This window comes from Butyrivibrio sp. AE3009 (assembly GCF_000420845.1).
Taxonomy (GTDB): Bacteria; Bacillota; Clostridia; order Lachnospirales; family Lachnospiraceae; genus Butyrivibrio.
Genome location: NZ_ATVS01000001.1, coordinates 236,212 through 254,913 on the forward strand (window position 1 = coordinate 236,212; position 18,702 = coordinate 254,913).

22 protein-coding genes and 1 pseudogene are annotated in these 18,702 nt (G+C 43.7%); all 23 read right to left on the reverse strand.

The features are described from left to right. The 23 genes and pseudogenes from G588_RS18675 to dxs all read right to left on the reverse strand — a co-directional run bounded on the left by G588_RS18675 (position 1) and on the right by dxs (position 18,701). Entirely contained in the window at positions 1–426 is a 426-nt protein-coding gene (locus G588_RS18675; RefSeq protein WP_155830718.1) for a serine hydrolase, read from the reverse strand. Then, positions 315–794, reverse strand: coding sequence for a GNAT family N-acetyltransferase (locus tag G588_RS22935; protein WP_242830323.1), 480 nt, complete (start codon positions 792–794; stop codon positions 315–317). Before G588_RS22935 ends, G588_RS18675 begins: the two co-directional genes overlap by 112 nt. Next, positions 758–1,315 carry a hypothetical protein gene (locus G588_RS0100990; protein ID WP_022776889.1) on the reverse strand — a complete coding sequence of 186 codons (558 nt, stop codon included), beginning with the start codon at positions 1,313–1,315 and terminating at the stop codon, positions 758–760. The genes G588_RS22935 and G588_RS0100990 overlap by 37 nt, the downstream gene beginning before the upstream one ends. A 33-nt stretch (positions 1,316–1,348) precedes the next feature. Further along, entirely contained in the window at positions 1,349–1,648 is a 300-nt protein-coding gene (locus G588_RS0100995; RefSeq protein WP_330361392.1) for a GyrI-like domain-containing protein, read from the reverse strand. A gap of 113 nt (positions 1,649–1,761) precedes the next feature. After that, positions 1,762–2,415, reverse strand: a complete 654-nt coding sequence (locus G588_RS21145) for a DUF402 domain-containing protein (protein ID WP_022776891.1) — start codon at positions 2,413–2,415, stop codon at positions 1,762–1,764. 25 nt (positions 2,416–2,440) lie between these two features. Beyond that, entirely contained in the window at positions 2,441–3,028 is a 588-nt protein-coding gene (locus G588_RS18690) for an HIT family protein (protein ID WP_022776892.1), read from the reverse strand. 85 nt (positions 3,029–3,113) lie between these two features. After that, complete coding sequence (locus G588_RS0101010; RefSeq protein WP_022776893.1) at positions 3,114–3,554, reverse strand: GNAT family N-acetyltransferase; 441 nt, start codon at positions 3,552–3,554, stop codon at positions 3,114–3,116. A 133-nt stretch (positions 3,555–3,687) separates the two neighbouring features. Then, positions 3,688–4,191, reverse strand: coding sequence for a GNAT family N-acetyltransferase (locus G588_RS0101015; RefSeq protein ID WP_022761850.1), 504 nt, complete (start codon positions 4,189–4,191; stop codon positions 3,688–3,690). A gap of 144 nt (positions 4,192–4,335) precedes the next feature. Beyond that, positions 4,336–4,569: pseudogene (locus G588_RS0101020) on the reverse strand (nucleotidyl transferase AbiEii/AbiGii toxin family protein); the annotation flags it as partial. Positions 4,570–4,579: 10 nt separating this feature from the next. Then, positions 4,580–5,185, reverse strand: coding sequence for a DUF6088 family protein (locus tag G588_RS0101025; RefSeq protein WP_022776895.1), 606 nt, complete (start codon positions 5,183–5,185; stop codon positions 4,580–4,582). A 335-nt stretch (positions 5,186–5,520) separates the two neighbouring features. Then, positions 5,521–6,234, reverse strand: a complete 714-nt coding sequence (locus G588_RS0101035; protein WP_022776897.1) for a metallophosphoesterase — start codon at positions 6,232–6,234, stop codon at positions 5,521–5,523. Continuing rightward, positions 6,231–6,623: a hypothetical protein gene (locus G588_RS18695; RefSeq protein WP_022776898.1), complete on the reverse strand. Its 393-nt coding sequence runs from the start codon at positions 6,621–6,623 to the stop codon at positions 6,231–6,233. The genes G588_RS0101035 and G588_RS18695 overlap by 4 nt, the downstream gene beginning before the upstream one ends. 115 nt (positions 6,624–6,738) lie before the next feature. Then, entirely contained in the window at positions 6,739–7,218 is a 480-nt protein-coding gene (locus tag G588_RS0101045; RefSeq protein WP_022776899.1) for a hypothetical protein, read from the reverse strand. Positions 7,219–7,307: 89 nt separating this feature from the next. Next, positions 7,308–7,745, reverse strand: coding sequence for a hypothetical protein (locus G588_RS0101050; protein WP_022776900.1), 438 nt, complete (start codon positions 7,743–7,745; stop codon positions 7,308–7,310). Between the two features lie 176 nt (positions 7,746–7,921). Continuing rightward, positions 7,922–9,334: a 23S rRNA (uracil(1939)-C(5))-methyltransferase RlmD gene (gene rlmD, locus G588_RS0101055; protein WP_022776901.1), complete on the reverse strand. Its 1,413-nt coding sequence runs from the start codon at positions 9,332–9,334 to the stop codon at positions 7,922–7,924. A gap of 9 nt (positions 9,335–9,343) precedes the next feature. After that, the gene (locus G588_RS0101060; RefSeq protein ID WP_022776902.1) at positions 9,344–9,610 is read right to left on the reverse strand and encodes a hypothetical protein; all 267 of its coding nucleotides are present in this window, start codon (positions 9,608–9,610) and stop codon (positions 9,344–9,346) included. Positions 9,611–9,671: 61 nt separating this feature from the next. Beyond that, complete coding sequence (locus G588_RS0101065; protein ID WP_022776903.1) at positions 9,672–12,152, reverse strand: ATP-dependent helicase; 2,481 nt, start codon at positions 12,150–12,152, stop codon at positions 9,672–9,674. A gap of 21 nt (positions 12,153–12,173) precedes the next feature. Further along, positions 12,174–12,827, reverse strand: coding sequence for a DUF1836 domain-containing protein (locus tag G588_RS0101070; RefSeq protein WP_022776904.1), 654 nt, complete (start codon positions 12,825–12,827; stop codon positions 12,174–12,176). A gap of 19 nt (positions 12,828–12,846) precedes the next feature. Beyond that, positions 12,847–14,535: a DNA repair protein RecN gene (gene recN / locus G588_RS0101075; protein ID WP_022776905.1), complete on the reverse strand. Its 1,689-nt coding sequence runs from the start codon at positions 14,533–14,535 to the stop codon at positions 12,847–12,849. Between the two features lie 73 nt (positions 14,536–14,608). Further along, positions 14,609–15,064: an arginine repressor gene (locus G588_RS0101080; protein ID WP_022776906.1), complete on the reverse strand. Its 456-nt coding sequence runs from the start codon at positions 15,062–15,064 to the stop codon at positions 14,609–14,611. 29 nt (positions 15,065–15,093) lie between these two features. After that, positions 15,094–15,939, reverse strand: a complete 846-nt coding sequence (locus G588_RS0101085) for an NAD(+)/NADH kinase (RefSeq protein ID WP_022776907.1) — start codon at positions 15,937–15,939, stop codon at positions 15,094–15,096. Positions 15,940–15,941: 2 nt separating this feature from the next. Continuing rightward, positions 15,942–16,844: a TlyA family RNA methyltransferase gene (locus G588_RS0101090; RefSeq protein WP_022776908.1), complete on the reverse strand. Its 903-nt coding sequence runs from the start codon at positions 16,842–16,844 to the stop codon at positions 15,942–15,944. A 3-nt stretch (positions 16,845–16,847) separates the two neighbouring features. Then, positions 16,848–18,701 carry a 1-deoxy-D-xylulose-5-phosphate synthase gene (dxs, locus tag G588_RS0101095; RefSeq protein ID WP_022776909.1) on the reverse strand — a complete coding sequence of 618 codons (1,854 nt, stop codon included), beginning with the start codon at positions 18,699–18,701 and terminating at the stop codon, positions 16,848–16,850. Between the last annotated feature and the right edge of the window lies 1 nt (position 18,702).

An 18,702-nucleotide genomic window follows, 5' to 3' on the forward strand; every position in this document is an offset into this window, starting at 1 on the left:
CTAGACATACGCTTCCTCTCGGATCTTCCTCATTCTCGACCACACATTATCACCATAATTACTGAGCATGACTGTGATCATCCCGTTATTTGGATTGTATTCGGAAATTGCACTCACTCCGTCATCGACTCCCTGCATATATACATAATCCTGTCCTTCGGGATTATCGATGATCCATACTCCGTAGCCATAGTATCCCTCTTCCGGATCCTTCCCGTCTCCGCTCTGCTTGGAAAACATCTCCGTTACCATTTCCTCTGAGAGCAGTTCATGTCGGATCAGACCGTTCCAGAACTTCACGATATCCTCTATGGTTACGAATGCTCCTCCGTCACCGGTTCCCTTTGCTCCGACGGAATAAATATTCGTGCGATAATCTTCCTTTTCGGGACAATAAATGTAGCTGTTTGCACATTTCGCAGGCAGTTTATCAAATTCGAAGTATTATTTGATGCAATCAGATACCTCCTGTTTCTCCTACACACTATAATCCTTTTCAAACCTTCATACTCTTTAATCCTGCGAACTGCTTCTTCCAGCTGCCTGTGTCCGTATCCCTGTCTCTTATACTTTTCCCTGATTCCATTCTGCCCGATTTCGACATACTCAAGTCGATTACGCGGATCCCAGGTAACAAATCCTATGGGTTCTCTGTCCATACAGGTGACCAGTCCGTATTTTTCCGCAATCTCTGGATTATCGTAAAAGAAATCTCCCCTGTCACGAAATTCATTTTCAGCATACTCCCGCCATTTTCTCATTCCTGCGCCATATAGGCATATAGTGTTACCCACTTATTCTCTTCTCCGACGTTTCCGACCTTGAATGCAGGTACGCTTTTTGATGCTGTCAGCATATATCTTCCATTTTGCTGCCTATGCTGATTCAACACTTTATATCCGGCCTGCATGGCTTCCGAATCCGGCTCGCATCCCAGTACACGCAGAGCATATACAATCTGATGTGCTCCGATTTTTATGGGATCGGGCGGAAAGAAGGTCCCTAACATCACATCTACCATGGGCGTCTGCATATCGTCTGTCCGGTAGAAAATGTTTCTTTTGGCAAAATAATGTACCAAGGCATCAGCGCATTCCGGCCTGTAACTTTTAAGCGATAGTTCCGCAACCAGCAAAAGGTATTCAACCGTCAGTCGAGCGCAACTCTTATGCGGTTTCCTGGGATCATTAATCTTTTTGTTGGTGCTAATGCACCCAAATCCGCCATCCTCTTTGATGAGCTTAAGAACACTGTCTATCTCCCTTTTTACGACTTCTTCCTGACCGTATCCCAATTTGACCAGATTCCTCAGCAATAACGGTTTGATCCATTCTTCCCGCCCTCCTGCTTATTTCTTCTTTACAGGAATCCAGATTGCAGCGTGATAATCCGAAGCACTCGGGTCTCCGTCGCCATACCACTCAATGTTAACACGACCCGGGAACTCAAAGTCAGGGTTACCCGGCAGCCACTCTTTCCAGATTTTTGTGTTTACATCCTGAAGCGCTTTAGGACAAGGTCCGGAACAATCGAAAATCGCCCAGTCAAAATCCGGAAGTTCATAAACGGTCATGCCTTCCGGCACATCGCCGCCCTTGTAAATACCGGCAACAATATAACTAATACTACACGGAACTACAAAAGAAATCCTGTCTGTTTATGCTCCGTTTTGTCCGGCTTAATCTATTATCTGTCTATCCTTGCTATTCTCCCAATACTGCGCGTCCTTCCTTGCGGATTTCAACGAAACAACTAATATTTTTATGCACTCTCTCCCTGCTTTTCTAATTGCAAAACCTCACGGCATTTTGTTATAGCTTCACCCGCGGCTAATCTTTTTTCTACAATTTCTCTTACTTCTGCGCACCATGCGTTGGTTTTTGCTATATCAGAGCAAAGTTCATTTAATATCAGGTCACATTCCTTAAGCGCATCCTCATATTGTTCATCTGACAATTCTCCTGTGTCATGCGCCTGATCCAGTTCATCGCGATCATCGATTTTCACATCACCTTCAGGAGTAAAGATAACATCCAGATATTTGTCTATGAAAACGGCTATACCATCTTCATCATATTCAAGACCTTCAATGATATCTACGTACCAGATTGATGGACGATACTTAGCGTAAAAACTCTCGGGATAGTTTGCTCTTTCCACGTCGTGAGTATCATCCGGAAAATACTTTACAGTTATAACTCTGCTGGTATTGTCTGGAATCAGTTCCAGCCAGGTCATGTCCTCTCCAGTAACCTGTATTCTACCTGCCTTAGGAGTTTCCCAATAATTTGCTTCTCCATCAGTAAATCTGATGAGACAAACCAATCCATGAAAGCTCTCGCAGTCAATTCTCATCTGATAATATGGATAATACTGGAATCCCCAACCATCTCTATTAAGTCTCTTGTGCTTCATTATCATTCTCCACTTTTCCAGTTTTTTAACGATTCAATTCATACCAAACATCCATCTCAGCTTTTTCAGGTATTTCAAACATAGATAGTAACTTATTTAGCAAGCCTTCATCCACATAAAAGTCTGATCCACCATTTCCTTCTTCGATTCTTTTATTACGCTCTTCTATGTTACGATTCCAAGTAGCATCATCACCATCTATAGTAACTGTGTTAACCCTTACCTTGTCGAATACAGCTTGAATATCTTCCTTCGCCCCTTCAAATTTTGGCCACGCATCTATTCCATCATCTCTTTTTCTGGGGATTATGTGAATATGGAAATGAGGTACAGACTGTCCGGCACTTTCGTCACTGGCATTAAGCAGGTTAATACCGTCATATCCACAATGATCTGCCAGATGATTGGAAACCGTTTTTACGGTCTTCGCAACGGCAGAAAGCGTATCTGCATCACAATCCAAAATGTTCTTACAGTGTTTCTTAGGAATAACCAGGATATGACCATCGACATCCTTTGCTATATCCATAAATGCTAGCGTTTCATCGTTCTCATATATTCTTAGCCCCTGTATTTCACCAGAAGCTATCTTACAAAAAATGCAGTCTTCCATTTTCTGTCTCCTTCATAAACTGGATTTATTGATCAAGCATTATCTCAAACGCTATCATTTTTGTCATATTCCTTTATAATTTCCTTCATTCCATAAACTTCCCCATCATCACAAAATTACTTACAGGGTAGAAACCTAAATTACTATAAAAATTTATGTGTCTATCATCGTTTACGCTGTTCAGTTCTATTATTGAGGCATCATTCTCATTAACTACTTTTTCTAAATGCTTTAGAAAATCTGTTCCATAGCCCTTTCCCTGATGCCCCACAAATATCACTATTTCCTCGAGAAAATAGCCTCGTATATCATCATATTCCTTAAAATATCCCATAAGATATCCGGTTATATTATCATCCTGATCTGTTTGGATCATGCACATAGAGTCTTCCATCGTTAAGACCTGATGAATTCTCTTATATGCTTTTTCATATGTCCAACAGCACTCTTCAACAGTATTGTAGTATTCAATGTTTTTCTCAACTACATACTGAAGGTCATCTACCGTCATTTCCCTGTATTTCATTTATTCAAATCTCCGTTAATTTTGCCTTCTTCATGGTCTGAGCAAAGCTCTCATCAACATGCTTTATCGTTGGTACATGTATAAAAACAGCTCTTCCATTAAACTTCTCTAGAATATTCCAATATTTCAAATCTTATCTTTTCAAAATCCTCATAAATAAATGCTCATCATCTTCGCCAACCTTATAGGCTCCGTTATTTAGCATTACCTTTTGGGATGCGATATTATCCTTGTTGACGCGCAGGTAGATTTCATCTTCAGGCACGATCTCTTTTGCCTTTAAAAGAGTTAATCTAAGCCCTTCCGTTCCATATCCCTTGCCACGATACTCCTTTGAAATGCTATATCCTATGTGACCCGCGCCTTCACGAAGAGCGTCGGTAAGGTGATGTCTTATCCTAAACTCACCAATTAGTTTATCTTCATCCCATAAGTAGTAATAGGTTTCAGGTACAAACCAGTCAGGCATATCGACCGGGTTTTCATGAGAAATCTGCTTAGGAAGAACTTTTTCTTTATACTCATCAAAAGAAACTCCACGATAAGAATTGGTTAAACCATTCTCGTCTTCCGGTAAATTCGTTGTATACTCCCACTGTGCTTCTACATCTTGTAAGTTAATCTTTCGAAGTTCCATACTACTCACCTTTCACCATTATAAATTGCGCACTAAATAATCATAGAATAGCAGGGCTTTCCAACATATACAATAGCTACAACCAAGTACTCCCGAGCAAAATTTAAGAGGCACTCTATAAAAGAATGCCTCTCTTTCGTCAAATCATCTTAAAATGCTTAAGCGCTTCTGTGATAGCCTTCTCTTTCTCTGGTGTAATTCCCGGTTCTGCTTGAATACAACGTCTTTCTGCAGCAATTCCTTACGAGCAAAGGCAGATTCTTTCACCCAGCTATTTGCCATACTATAAACATCATATAAGTGCCTTGCATATCTTCTAGGCAGAACCTTTCCTTGCGGAAAATTAGCCATCTTATGAAGTATTGTAAGTTTCTCCCAGAAGGTTCTCTCACCTAATACATATCTCCTTTATTACTTTATATATCCACGCTGTCGTAGTTATTGCCTCACAAAGTATAATTTCCTTATCCGCCTTCGACAGCACATTTGATAATCTTTCTATATCTTCCTGCTGTATTTTATCTTTACCTATATACTTAATTGCCTGAATGACAGCTATCGTAATGAAACTTTTACCAGATATTTCCTTATTGGCACAATGCTTAAACTCAACCTGATACGAACCGATTTCATATTTACGATATGGGCCATCACTTATATAACTCCAGGTATTAGGTACCTGTGTAGATAAATGCAGATAATTTAAAGCCGTCTCTCCTGAAGGAGCAATAGTCCAGTTATGTTTTCTGGCAATAGCTTCTGCTACTTTCTCAATATTAGGAGCACTATACTCTCCTAATAACTTACTGTAAGACGGCTTGTCATATATTCCCTTTATAACCCGCCTGATTGTTCCAGATTCACCAAGCCTCGATAATGCCTTGTTGGTAGGATCTGTTCCAGCAATATCAATAAAATCTATAGCCGAAAAAGCATAGCCAGAGCCGGAATTCTCTATTCTTTTTTCTATTTCAATCTGATATTTTTCTCTCATCTTACATTCCTTTCGTCAGATAAATTATATAGTTTATCTGACGAATTTGCAAGATTTCTCACCATTTTCGTCAGATAAATTGTATAGCTTATCTGACGAGCTGTCACAATTATTATGCAAAGATTGTGACAACATAACATACTTCAAATCAGTTATTCGGAATTTCCGAACAACTGCCAAAGAACTCAATAATCTGTTTCACCGACACAGGATAAAAGTTATTTGCATCCACACCAACATCATACCTGAGCACACCTTCGTTCCTGTTCTGCATAGTTATGATGCCTTTAAGCCCCATATGTAAATCACTTGTAAAATATATCATTCGCGCCCCTTTACACTTCTATCTTCTCAAACTCCCTCGATACCGAATCAATCACTACCATCGCAGATTCACCGATTTGCCGTCCGTCTCGATAAGTAGAAAATACATCCGTTGAGATAAATCCATTTTCCTCATAGATCTTATCAACTGGAGTATGCCCTACAACCTGCATAAATGTCTCTTTTCTAAAAGCATCAACATTTCTGTGCTGTGGCCTAAACCAGAGTGGAGATTGATCATTCCAAAGATATTTTGGTGAGGCTTCATTTATAACAGATAAAATCTCATCTATATCAGCATCAATTAGTTCTTCATTCAAGTAGCTCACAAAGTCTTCTGTCAGCCCACCATGGCAAAAAAGGACATTATCAATCCTATGGATAATAGCTATCTGTGAAGGATCTGGCAGCGCATTAGTCAGCTCCTCCAGTTTGGATATAACTGTTCGCTCCGAATACGGAGAATAACCTGTTTCGAGCTTGCCCCACGGATAGCTAACGTCATGATTGCCGTAGCACCACAGAGTATCAGGATACTCTTTTGCAAATCTGATTGCCCGGTCAAATGTATCTCTATAGCGTGCAATATCAAGCTCTTTATCCCAGTCATCAGGGACATCCATTAAGCACACTGCTCTATCAGCTTTTCCACTGCGCATTATCTCTTCTGCTCTATCAAAAATCCAGCTTTTCAAATGGATATCAGGTATTACAAGAATTTTCATTTCTTATACTTCTCCTTAAGTTCTTTCTGAAACTCCTCACGAGTCGCATCACCATTGAGCATCCTTCCAAGCTCCTTTTTTCCTGAATCACCAAGTCTGAGGTTGCTAATTTCCAACGTGGCTTCAGTCTGACGTAAAGCATCATAATAAGCCTTGTAACGATATGCAGTTCTCCTGCTTATCTTGCCTTCTGCTACAATCTCCATGATCGTCATGCCACTTTCAAATTTGACAGCAAAGTCATTATATGACTGTGTCCAAGCTGTATCATGTTTCTGTCTGCCAGCAAACTTACGACCTCTGTATTCCTCAAGCTCAGCTTTCAGATTAGCATTTTCCACTTCCAGTTCACTAATCCTTTTCAGAGCATTTTCCAAAGTGGTTATCATATTCACCTCCTGTGCCAAAATTTTTATGACACAATTATAGCCATTCAAAAAGAGAGTGTCAATTTAATATTGACACCCTCCATAAATCTATTCTTATTAACAGGCAGTTTATTGTTTAAAGCGCAATCTTTATTGTCTTCCTATCAGGACTCTTGGCTACTACTCTATCCTTATCACCATCCGACCAGAACCGATCCATGATATAGCAGTCGTGGCAGCAATACTTCCGGCCCTTCTTCCCATATGATGAAAAGAAGCGACCACAATAGGTGCAGACTTGATTGTAATAAGCGTCAGCAGATTTATTACCTGCCTCAGGATGCTCTTTCCACCATCTTCTCCTGCATTCATCTGAGCAAAAGAGCTTTTTCCCGGAATGAGGCTTTCTTACAAGATGCTTTCCACAATACTTGCAGTCATCGGGAGTATTGCGTTGCTCCCTATATTGCATCTTTACCTGCTCTGCATATCCATCAAGGCCATGTGTCTTACAATAGTACCTGACATTCTCACGAGAAGTTCCAACAACTATGGACTTATACCCAAGTCCCTTATGTCGCAGCTCCGTAATCTGACGTGCCATTTCTGCATTCATTGCGATACCTCCTTATTTGGACATATAGTATTTGTCCGCCGAAGCGGTATACCATACATCACTTATAAGGAAGGAATAGTCAAGAAGCATTAATCCCACTGCATTAAGTTCGCCACTTCATTTTCTGTGCCACATTTAGGGCACGGTAGCATACTTGGGATAATGTCAGAATTTTTCTTCATAACATTCCCACACTTACTGCAAATATGACTATATTCCCTTATCAAATGATAATTTTCTTCCAAATCAAAACGCATTACACAAGGCTCGTGTCCAAGTTCTTCAACAGTTTTTTCGCCATACGACCGCCTCTTTAAAAGCTCAATATCATTCGGTGCGTACAATAATAGATTTGCATCCACCTTCCAGTTACCACAATTATCACATATAAACAGTTCACGTTCTGCATCCACTGCAGCATAAGGTGTTTCTCTGAAAAGCTTCTGCATTTCTTCACCATACTTACCATTATCTATACTTTCCAGCGTTTCTCTATACACCTTAGGAAAAAGAAATCCTATCCCCAAAAGTTCATTGTCCGCTAAAAGTACATAATTTTTGCTTCGATTTAGTCGACCAGTTTCCTTCTAAATAGTCCTCAAACCCGCATGGTTAAGTGGTGGCGTCCCACCACTATTTCACAATGAAGTTCTGCTCTCGCCCCAAAATACGGGGCTCGCCAGAACAACCGCGCCTGTAACACTCAGCCTTCGCTGCCGCTCGTCTTCGTTAACAGGACGACGGTTTCAACATGACTCGTCCACGGGAACTGATCCACCGCAACTGCCCTGGAAATAGCATACCCATTGTCCTGTAATATCTCCAGATCTCTGGCCAGTGACGTAGGTTTGCAGGAAACATAGATCATATATGGAACGCCGTAGCCTATGATCTTGCTAAGAGCCTTGGGATTGATACCGTCACGGGGCGGATCAAGGATTATCATATCCGGCTTGGTCTCAATGTCATCCAGGACCTTGAGCACGTCGCCTGCAATAAATTCGCAGTTATCAAGGTTGTTGAGCCTTGCATTCTCTTTGGCAGCCTCCACGGCCTCTTCGACGATTTCGACGCCGATTACCTTGTCGGCTATAGGTGCAAGAAGCTGGGCGATGGTGCCGGTTCCGGAATAGAGGTCATAGATGACGCCATCTTTCCTGATCTTCTTCTGATCAAACAAAGATATAATGTAGCCTCTTACTGTCTGGTACAGAACCTCGGCGCTAAGGCTGTTGGTCTGGAAGAAGGAAAAAGGTGTGATCCTGAACTTAAGACCAAGGAGCTGCTCATAGAAGAAGTCCTGTCCATAGAGGATCTCGGTTCCTTCATCAATAACCGCATCAGCTAAGGCATCGTTCCTGGTATGAAGAATACCCACGATTCTACCACTGAGCTCCAATGATAAAAGGGCATCCTTGAATCCTGTAAGATCATGCTCTTCCTGAGTTGTAGTAATAAGGTCTACCAGAATATCTCCGGTCTTTACTGCCTTTCTCACAAGAAGGTGTCTAAGGTATCCTACCTGCTTCATCCTGTGATAGAAGCTGATCTCCTTCCTGTCATACATAGGAGAAAAGTAATCCACAGTAGCAGATAGAATAGCTCTGTAATCATCATCCACAATTCTGCAGCCGCTTACGGTAACAATATCGTAGAAGCCACCTCTCTTATGCATACCCAAAGAAAGGGGTCCACCCATGACTTCATCTCCAAAGGTGAACTCCATCTTGTTTCTGTAGGCATACTTAATGGGACTTGTCTTGATTCCCTCCCAGGTCCATCTCTCCTGCTGCCTCTCAAAAGCAGGCTGCAGGAGCTTCCTTACCTGCTGTTCCTTAAGACCAAGCTCCTTAACATAGGGCATCGTCAGATAACTGCAGCCGCCGCATTTACCGAAATGTATGCAGGGACTCTCATGGGAATCCGAAGGCTCCTCCAGGACTTCCAGTAGTCTCCCCTCTGCCTTATCCTTACGAACTTTCTGTATCTGAACCGATACCTTTTGATCGGGAAGGACGTTCTTGACAACGACCTTCCCTTCTTCTGTTTCAATTATTCCTTTATTGGGGAATTCTACGCGTTTAACAATTCCCTCGATTATATCTTTTTTCTTCACTCTTAATTCTTAACTTTCCTTCATGAAGTCGTCATCGTCGAAATCATCATCGAAATCGTCGAAGTCGTCATCATAATAATCATCTTCAAATGCCGGTGTCATGTAGCGGTATACGAGGTATGAAATGATTGCTACAGCCGAAATCGATCCAAGTACAGCAAGGATCCACAGGATCACGTTGGAAGGCTTCTTGGCGTTAGCGGCTTCCCTCTTATCAAGAAGTTCGTTGATACGTGTCAGTTCAATAATGTCATCAATCTTAGATTTTACTTCCATTTGTAGCCCCTCCATTTGTTAATATGTCAATATCATTATAATTATACCACATTAATGACCCTTACAGTTTCTGTAACTTGGCAAAAGCAGCATACATAACCTTCTGCCCGCAGTCATCGAACATTACCGTAACCTTATAATCTCTTGGTCCTTTCTCAAGGGCAGTAACCGTTCCCACGCCATACTTCACATGGGAAACTCTGTCTCCCTCGCCGTAATCCGGCTGAGAAGTTGTAGTTGGCATTCCCTTGGAAAGGCCTGCCAATGAACCTTTGGTGTAAGTCTTGGCAGCTGAGGCGATGTATGGCTTGTCCTGAGGAACAGCTCTTGGCTTCACCGGTGCCGGTTTAGCCTTGATCTTGTAGGTATTGGCAAGCGGTGAACTGCCGCCGGTGTATCCTGTGCCGGGCTTGTAGGTACTCTTTATGCCGGATCTGCCGCCGGAACCACTGCCGGATGAGCTGCCTGCTCCATAGCCCTCCATGCCGCTCTCATAGGCCCCTCTTCCCTTGAAGGTGTACTCAACGCCGTCGTACTCATCTATAGAGTCATCGTCATCATCCATCATAAAAGAGGGCAACGACGAAGCTCTGGAGGTCTTCTCGATAAGGTCCCTTGGAATCTCATTTACAAATCTGCTGACATCATTAAAAAGAGTCTGTCCTCTAACCATTCTCCTCTTTGCATAGGTAAGGGTGAGGTGTCTCTTGGCTCTTGTGATTCCCACATAAGCAAGACGTCTCTCCTCCTCAATGGCCTCAGGATCTGCATCTTCGTTCTGCAAAGTCATGTAGCTGGGGAAAACGCCCTCTTCCATGCCCGCAAGATAAACATGTTCAAACTCAAGTCCCTTGGCGCTGTGAAGGGTCATAAGAAGAACCTTCTCGTTGTCCTCGCCTATTCTGTCGATGTCGGCAACCAGAGCAACTTCCTCCAAAAATCCCGTAAGGGAAGGAAGCTCTGTCTCCTCGTTCTCCTCATAGGCTGCTGCCTTGGAAATAAGTTCGTCCACGTTCTGGGCTCTGTCGTTATCGCCGCTGTCATCGTCATCATCCAGCGTCTTCAGATAGTCCATATATCCTATAGTATCGATCACATCCTTGATGAGTTCTTCAAGAGACATCATCTTCTGTCTGGTTCTGAAGGCCCTTATCATCGTAACGAAATCTGTCAGCTTGCTTGTACTTCTTGATACAGCCACGATCTGATCTGCTTCGCAGAGGGCGTCAAAAAAGGTTATCTGCCTCTCGTCAGCATAATTCTGAACGTAATCGATAGTTGTCCCGCCGATACCTCTCTTGGGAACATTAATTATTCTTTTTACAGCAACGTCGTCCCTGCCGCTGTCAATTACCTTGAGGTATGCGAGAATGTCCTTGATCTCACGCCTTGAATAGAAGTTGGTGCCGCCCACGATATCATAGGGGATACCCTCGTGAACAAAGCGCTCCTCCAGAAGTCTCGACTGTGCATTGGTTCTGTACAAAACAGCGCAATCGCTGTAGGATAATTTGCCGTTTCTCTTGAGCTTGCCTATATCCGAAGCAATAAACTCTGCCTCGTCGTATCCGGTGTCAAACTGCATCAGCCTGGCCTTCTCTCCGTCCTTTTCATCGGTCCAAAGAGCCTTGTCCTTACGGCCATAGTTGTTTCTTATAACGGCATTTGCGGCATCCAGGATCTGCTGAGTGGATCTGTAATTCTGCTCCAGCTTGATCACCACAGCTTCAGGATATACCTTCTCAAAATCAAGGATATTCCTGATGTTGGCGCCTCTGAATCTGTAGATGCTCTGATCATCGTCGCCCACAACGCACAGGTTCCTGTACTTATCCGCCAGAAGCCTTATAAGCTCAAACTGCGCGGTGTTTGTGTCCTGATACTCATCCACCATGATGTACCTGAATCTCTCCTGATAGGAATCAAGCACGTCCGGATTGTTCTTGAACAGCTCCACCGTCTTCATGATAAGATCATCGAAATCCATGGCGTTGTTCTTTTTAAGAGCAAGCTGATACTCGGTATAGGCCTTGGAAATCTTGGCTTTGATAAAATCGTTCCCGGATACGGAAAAATACTCGTCCGGAGTAACCAGATTGTCCTTGCACCTTGAAATGCTGTTCATGATCTGCTTGAGCTTAAGCGTAGAGGTCTCAAGCTGATACTTTTTACAGATGTCCCTCATAAGAGTCTTGGAATCATCTGTGTCGTAGATGGTAAAATTGCTGTCGTAGCCCAGTCTGTCGGCATACCTTCTAAGAATCCTTACGCAGCTGGAGTGGAAGGTGGAGACCCAGATGCTCTCAGCACCAAAGCCTACAATCTTATCTACCCTCTCTCTCATCTCCCCCGCTGCCTTGTTGGTAAAGGTGATTGCCATAATATTCCAGGGGTTAACGCCGCAATCATCAATAAGATACGCAACACGATGTGTCAGGACTCTTGTTTTGCCGGAACCTGCTCCCGCCAGTATCAGCACCGGTCCGTCGGTCTGGAAAACCGCCTGTTTCTGCTGCGCATTAAGTGTATCGTTTATTCCCATTAAAAAATTCCTTTATTAATCTCAGTTCTTTTTCTTTTGTTTCAATTCTTCCTTGGCCTTTGCTTTCTCCTCTGCATCCTTCTCGTTGATATTGTCAAGGATCTTCTCGATAAGAAGCTTTTTCACATAGACATCATAGGATAAAAGAGATACAAAGGAAAACATCTGCATTCTCTTTTTCTCCTCCTCTGACAGCTCCATATCATCAAAGGTGTGAAGTGACCTGTCGTATTTTTTCTTAAGATCCTCAATGAGGGGCTCCAGCTCCTCGTTCTGAAGATCATAGGCCGTGTTGTAGATCTTACTTAAGTTAAGCTCGTCGTCGCTGACATGAAATCTCTCCTTAAGCGGAGTGATCAGTGTCTGAATGTCATTGATGGACAAGATGCTCTTATAGTAATAAATGAAGATCAAAAGAATAAGATGATCCTTGGAGTACTTCTTCCTGACAGGTGGCGGAAGAAGGTCATTTTTGGCATAGTTATTGATCATGGTCTTGGTCAGCACCTTGTCGGTGTCAGGGTGCCTTGTGGTGCGGTTAAGGCGCTCAGACATAAAGGTGGTGAGCTGATCCATATACAGATCAATATTTGGCATCTCCTCCAAAGGAATCGCATCGATCCTCCCAAGGGATGCTATAACGCTGTTCATAAGATCATCATTATCTATAGTCATCTTCTTAAGTCTCCGTTAATTAAGCCTTGGCCTCCATGGCCTCTCGCCTCATTTCCCTTGCATTCTCAAGGGTAGTCTCAGTGAGTTTTTCTGCTCCGAGAAGTCTTGCGAGTTCGCCTGTGGAAGCATCTTCGTCAAGGGCATATATTCCTGTGACGGTTCTGCCCTCATCAAGCCCCTTCTCAATCATAAAATGAGTATCCGCCATTGCGGCAATCTGTGGCAAATGGGTAATACAGATGATCTGGTGATCTTTGGCAAGGGTTCCCAGCTTGCGGGATACCTTCCATGCCGTCTTGCCGCTGATACCGGCATCTATCTCATCAAAAATAAGTGTGCTGATATCATCCTTGTCCGCAACGACAGTCTTAAGTGCCAGCATAATTCTGGACAGCTCACCGCCGCTGGCTATTTTTTCAAGAGGTCGAAGCTCCTCGCCGGGGTTGGTGGAAATCATAAATTCCACATCATCATACCCTCTGGAAGATACCTTTTCCTCATCACTTCTAACATCAATCTCAAATCTGACATCAAGGAAGTTAAGGTCAATAAGTGCCTCCTTAAGCTTATCCTTAAGGGATGCGGCGCCTTTTTTCCTTATGTCGGATATCTTCTTGCAAAGCTTCAAAACTTCCTCTTTTGAGGCCTCATATTCTCTTGACAGCTTGCTTCTGTACTCATCAAGGTCTGACAGCGTATCCAGTCTTTGCTGCTTCTCATCAAGGGCCTTCAAAACCGACTGAAGGCTTCCGCCGTACTTATCCTTCAGATGGTTGATAAGATTAAGTCTGTCCTCTGTGGTCTGAAACTCCTCATCGTCAAACTCCAGATCCTTGATATAGCCTGACAAAGACCTGTTGAAATCACTGAGAAGATTCTCCACATCTGAGAGCTGATCCAGAAGTCCCTGGAGCTCTTGATCATAGTAAGCAACCGATGACAATTCCCTTACGGCTCTTCCAATGATATCTGAGGCACTCTCCTCGGAATCCCCTGAGCCCGTCATGGCTGCTGCCGTATAGGCTGCCTCGGAGATCTTCCTGCTGTTGACCATCTTGTGGTAGGCGCTCTCAAGCTTCTCATCTTCGCCTATAACCACCGCAGCATCCGAGATTTCCTGAACTTCAAATTCCAGTAGTTCCTGCTCTCTTATCCTTGATGTTTCATCCATCTCGGTCTCGGAGAGTTTCTCGGAGATGTCCTTCATTTTTTTGTACTCATCGGAAAGATTATCAAACAGGTCCTTTAATCCATCCATACAATAATCATCAAGAATCTCCAAGTGTTTCCTTTTGTGAAGAAGTTCCTGATGATCATTTTGTCCGTGGATATTTATAAGAATGTTAGAGATTTCCTTGAGCTGTCTGGCTGTTACGGTCTCACCGCCAACCTTGGACACGCTCCTATTTGGCATCAGCTTTCTCTGGATTGTAAGACTTCCGTCTTCTTCTATGGGAATGTCCATTTCCTCAAGAAGCTGTCTTTGAGCGTCACTTTCGATTCCGAAAGTCAGCTCAACCAATGCGTATTCCTCCCCGGTTCTTATAAGGCTACCGTCAGCCTTTCCTCCAAGGGCCAGATTAACTGAACCAATCACCACAGATTTACCTGCGCCGGTCTCACCGGTCAGTATATTCAGCCCCTTTCCAAACTCGATCTCCTGCTCCTTGATAAGAGCAAGATTTTTCACATGTAAAGTGTATAACATATAAACCTCATCCTTCTAGAAAATGAGTTCCCCCGCCTTGCTTTTAAAAGCAAAATTTATTGAAAAATAAAGGTTAGTTTTCCTTTATCATTTTCTGCATATGTTCCATTACTTCCACTGCATCCTCATTGGTCTTAAGCGCCACCATGATGGTGTCATCACCGGCAATACATCCGAGAACCTGCGGAAAATCAAGCGCATCTATGGCTGTTGCAAGAGCCATAGCCATACCTGAAACGGTCCTTACAACAATCAGATTCTGAGCTGTGTCCATACTAAGATATCCGGCCTTGAGAACGCTGACGTACTTATCCTGCATAACATCACTGTCTGCTGTAGTATATACATACTTCTGTCTTCCGTCCTCTGTTACCTGCTTGGTAAGCTTCATCTGTCTGATGTCTCTGGACACTGTGGCCTGAGTTACATCATAACCTGCCTGCTTAAGAAGGCAGGCAAGCTGCTCTTGAGTCTCAACTACATTTTTGGCGATAATTTCGATGATCTTATCATGTCTGTTCCTCTTCATTAATAGTTTCCCTTCCTTCTATCCTTCTATCATTTATCAAACTTTTTACCGAGTACCTCAATAAAGCTGACTCTGTTAAGTTTGATTATCTTTGTTGTTTTCTTAGACTTTATGACCTCAATCCTGTCTCCGGTCTTAAGGTCTATCACTCCGCTTCCGTCAAAAGAAGCTATGACATTCTGAACACCGTTATCTCTTCCGGGGCCTATCTCAATAGATATCTTGGTATCCGCAGAAAGCACCATACTCCTGGAATTCAGGGTATGCGAGCATATAGGTGTTACCAGTATCATGTGCGCTGATGGCTCCACTATCGGGCCGCCGGCAGACATATTGTAACCGGTGGAACCTGTGGGCGTTGAGATTATCACTCCGTCTGCATGATAATTGGCAAGAAGAAGATCATTGATGTAGATATTAAAGTTAATTACCTGAATCGCCGAGCATCTGGTAACTACAATGTCATTTAAGGCATAGTCCTTTTTCTCGCCGATACTGCCCTTGATCATCATCCTGTCTTCGATATGGTAATTACCGGAGAGAATTCGTTCAAGAGCCTCATCAATGCCGCTTTTTTCGACCTCCGCAAGATATCCCATGGTGCCAAGATTGACGCCGATTATTGGAATATCCAGGAAAGCAATACTTCTTGCCGCCTGCAGCATTGTACCATCTCCGCCAAGCACGATCACACAGTCGCTGGATTCCGGGATAGTGCTCATAAACTTCCTGGCACCTGTAGTATCAGCAGGGTTCTTCAGATCCTCCGCTATATCACAGGTCTTGCCATGAGCCTTAAGGTAATCCCTGATATAATGCGTAACCGAAAGGTCCGCATCTTTGCTCTTATTGGTAACTATGCAAAAGTGTTCCATACTTATACATCCAGATTTCCATGGGCTGCTGCCACAGTTCTTGTTATCAGTTCTTCCATTCCCTCAGTATGGGAAAAACCGGTCTTTTCCGCCTCAATTTCCCGAAGAAGCTTCTCGCCCTCAGCTTCGGTAAGCTCTGCAACCTGCAGATTCATCTCCGGGTCTTTTTGAATATGTACAAGGTACTCGATATTCCCTTCAGGTCCCTTGATCGGAGAAAAATCAAGATGCAGAACTTTAAAACCTGCTATCTTAGTAAAATCCACGATTCTGTGAACAACTTCCTCGTGAACCTTAGGATCTCGTACAACGCCCTTCTTACCTACCTTCTCCTTGCCGGCCTCAAACTGGGGCTTAATAAGGCACACCATCTCTCCGCCGTCCTTAAGAAGTCTTCTGGCAGGAAGAAGAATCTTGGTAAGTGATATAAAAGAAACGTCACAGGATGCGAAATCCAGATCATCTCCGATATCATCCCTTACCATATATCTGAAGTTGGTCTTCTCCATGCAGACCACTCTGTCATCGCTTCTAAGCTTCCAGTCCAGCTGTCCGTGACCTACGTCCACGGAATATACCTTGACTGCGCCGTTTTGCAGCATGCAGTCTGTAAAGCCCCCGGTGGAGGCTCCGATATCCATGCACACTTTATCTTTTAAAGAAAAATCAAAATTTTTGACCGCCTTCTCCAGCTTAAGACCGCCTCTGCTGACATAGGGAAGCTTCTCTCCTCTTACCTCCAGCGATGTGATCTTTTCTTCGGAAAATGTGGTTCCCGGCTTGTCCTCACGCTGGCCGTTGACAAAAACATCACCTGCCATAATAAGAGTCTTGGCCTTCTCCCTTGAAGGTGCAAGTCCTCTCTCAACCAAAAGGACATCCAGTCTTTCTTTATCCTTAGCCATATATCACCTTTGTATTTCTCTCAAAACTTTTTCTGCTATGGAATCAGCATCTATTCCAAGTTCTTCCCTCAATCTGTCAACACTTCCGTGGGTAACAAACTTATCGGGGATAGCAATCTGAAGAACGCTTGCATCAAGTCTGTGCTCATCGATGTAGGCTCTTACCTTCTCGCCAAAGCCGCCGCTTGCCACATTCTCCTCCATCGTCACAAACAGCTTGTGATCTCTGGATGCAAGATGTATATACTCTGTGTCGATGGGCTTAACGAATCTGGCATTTACAAGTGAACATCTGATTCCGTTATTTTTTAATATATCTCTGACCTTCTCAGCTATCTTGACCATGGAGCCGACAGCCATGAGGCATACATCCTTCTCTTCATAGATAGGCTCGCATTTGCCAAGTTCTATCGGTGCTCTGTACTCAGACAGTCCGTCATAGGCATTGCCCCTGGGATATCTGACTGCAACCGGTGATCCAAGGTTAACTGCGAATTTAAGCATATCCGACAGCTCCCACTTGTTCTTGGGCGCCATGATAGTCATATTGGGCATGGAGGACAGATAGGACAGATCAAAGATACCCTGATGGGTCTCACCGTCGCTTCCGACAAGTCCCGCCCTGTCTATTGCAAAAGTAACCGGCAGGTTCTGCAGACATACATCTTCAAGTATCTGATCATATGCCCTCTGCAAAAATGACGAATACACAGCAAAAACAGGCTTGTATCCACCCGTAGCAAGTCCCGCCGCATAGGTAACGGCATGCTCTTCGGCAATACCGGCATCCACAAATCTGTCAGGATACATATTCCTGAATCTCTTAAGTCCTGTGCCGTCAGCCATGGCTGCTGTGATGGCAACCACCTTCTCATCCCTGGCACCGAGCTTGCACATAACGGTGCTGAAAATATCCTGATAATTGGCTGTGGTCCTTGGATTTTTCGGAAGTCCGTTTTCCACGATAAAAGGCTCCGTGCCGTGGAATCTTGCGGGATGTCTCTCCGCAGGCTCATAGCCCTTGCCCTTCTTGGTCATAACGTGGATCATGACAGCCTTTTTGACCTTCCTTGCTTCCTTGATGGTCTTAACAAGTGCTGCGGTATTATGACCGTCTACAGGGCCAAGATAAGTTATTCCAAGGTTCTCGAAAACCATCCCCGGAATAAAGAGCTGTTTAAAACTGTTCTTGGCTCGCCTGATGCCATCTACCATCTTGGGATTGGAGTTACGAAGCTGCTCATACACATCCCATTTAAGATTAAGATATCCTTCTGCTGTGCGGACAGAATCGAGGTATTTCCTCATTCCTCCAACGCTCTCCGAAATGGACATCTCATTGTCGTTCAGAATAATAATATAATTGGTCTCCAGCTTGGCTGCATTGTTCAGCGCCTCATAGGCAAGACCTCCAGTAAGCGACCCATCTCCGATTACGGAAACAACCGCATAATCATCTCCCTGCAGATCTCTTGCCTTAACCATTCCAAGGCCTGCGGAGATAGATGTTGAACTGTGTCCTGTGTCAAAACAGTCTGTATCACTTTCGCATCTCTTTGGAAAACCGCTGATTCCGCCGAACTGCCTGATCGTATCGAATTTGTCCTTCCTTCCCGTAAGAAGCTTGTGTGTATAGGACTGATGCCCCACATCCCAGATGATCTTATCCTTGGGAAGATCCAAAGCCACATGAAGAGCCATGGTAAGCTCCACGGTTCCAAGATTGGAAGCAAGATGTCCGCCTGTTACCGATATATGCTCAATAAGAAAGTCCCTGATCTCCTGTGCCAGCTCGGGGTACTTGGATTGTGGGATTTCCTTTATGTCACCGGTCTTATTTATTTCATCAAGAAGCATT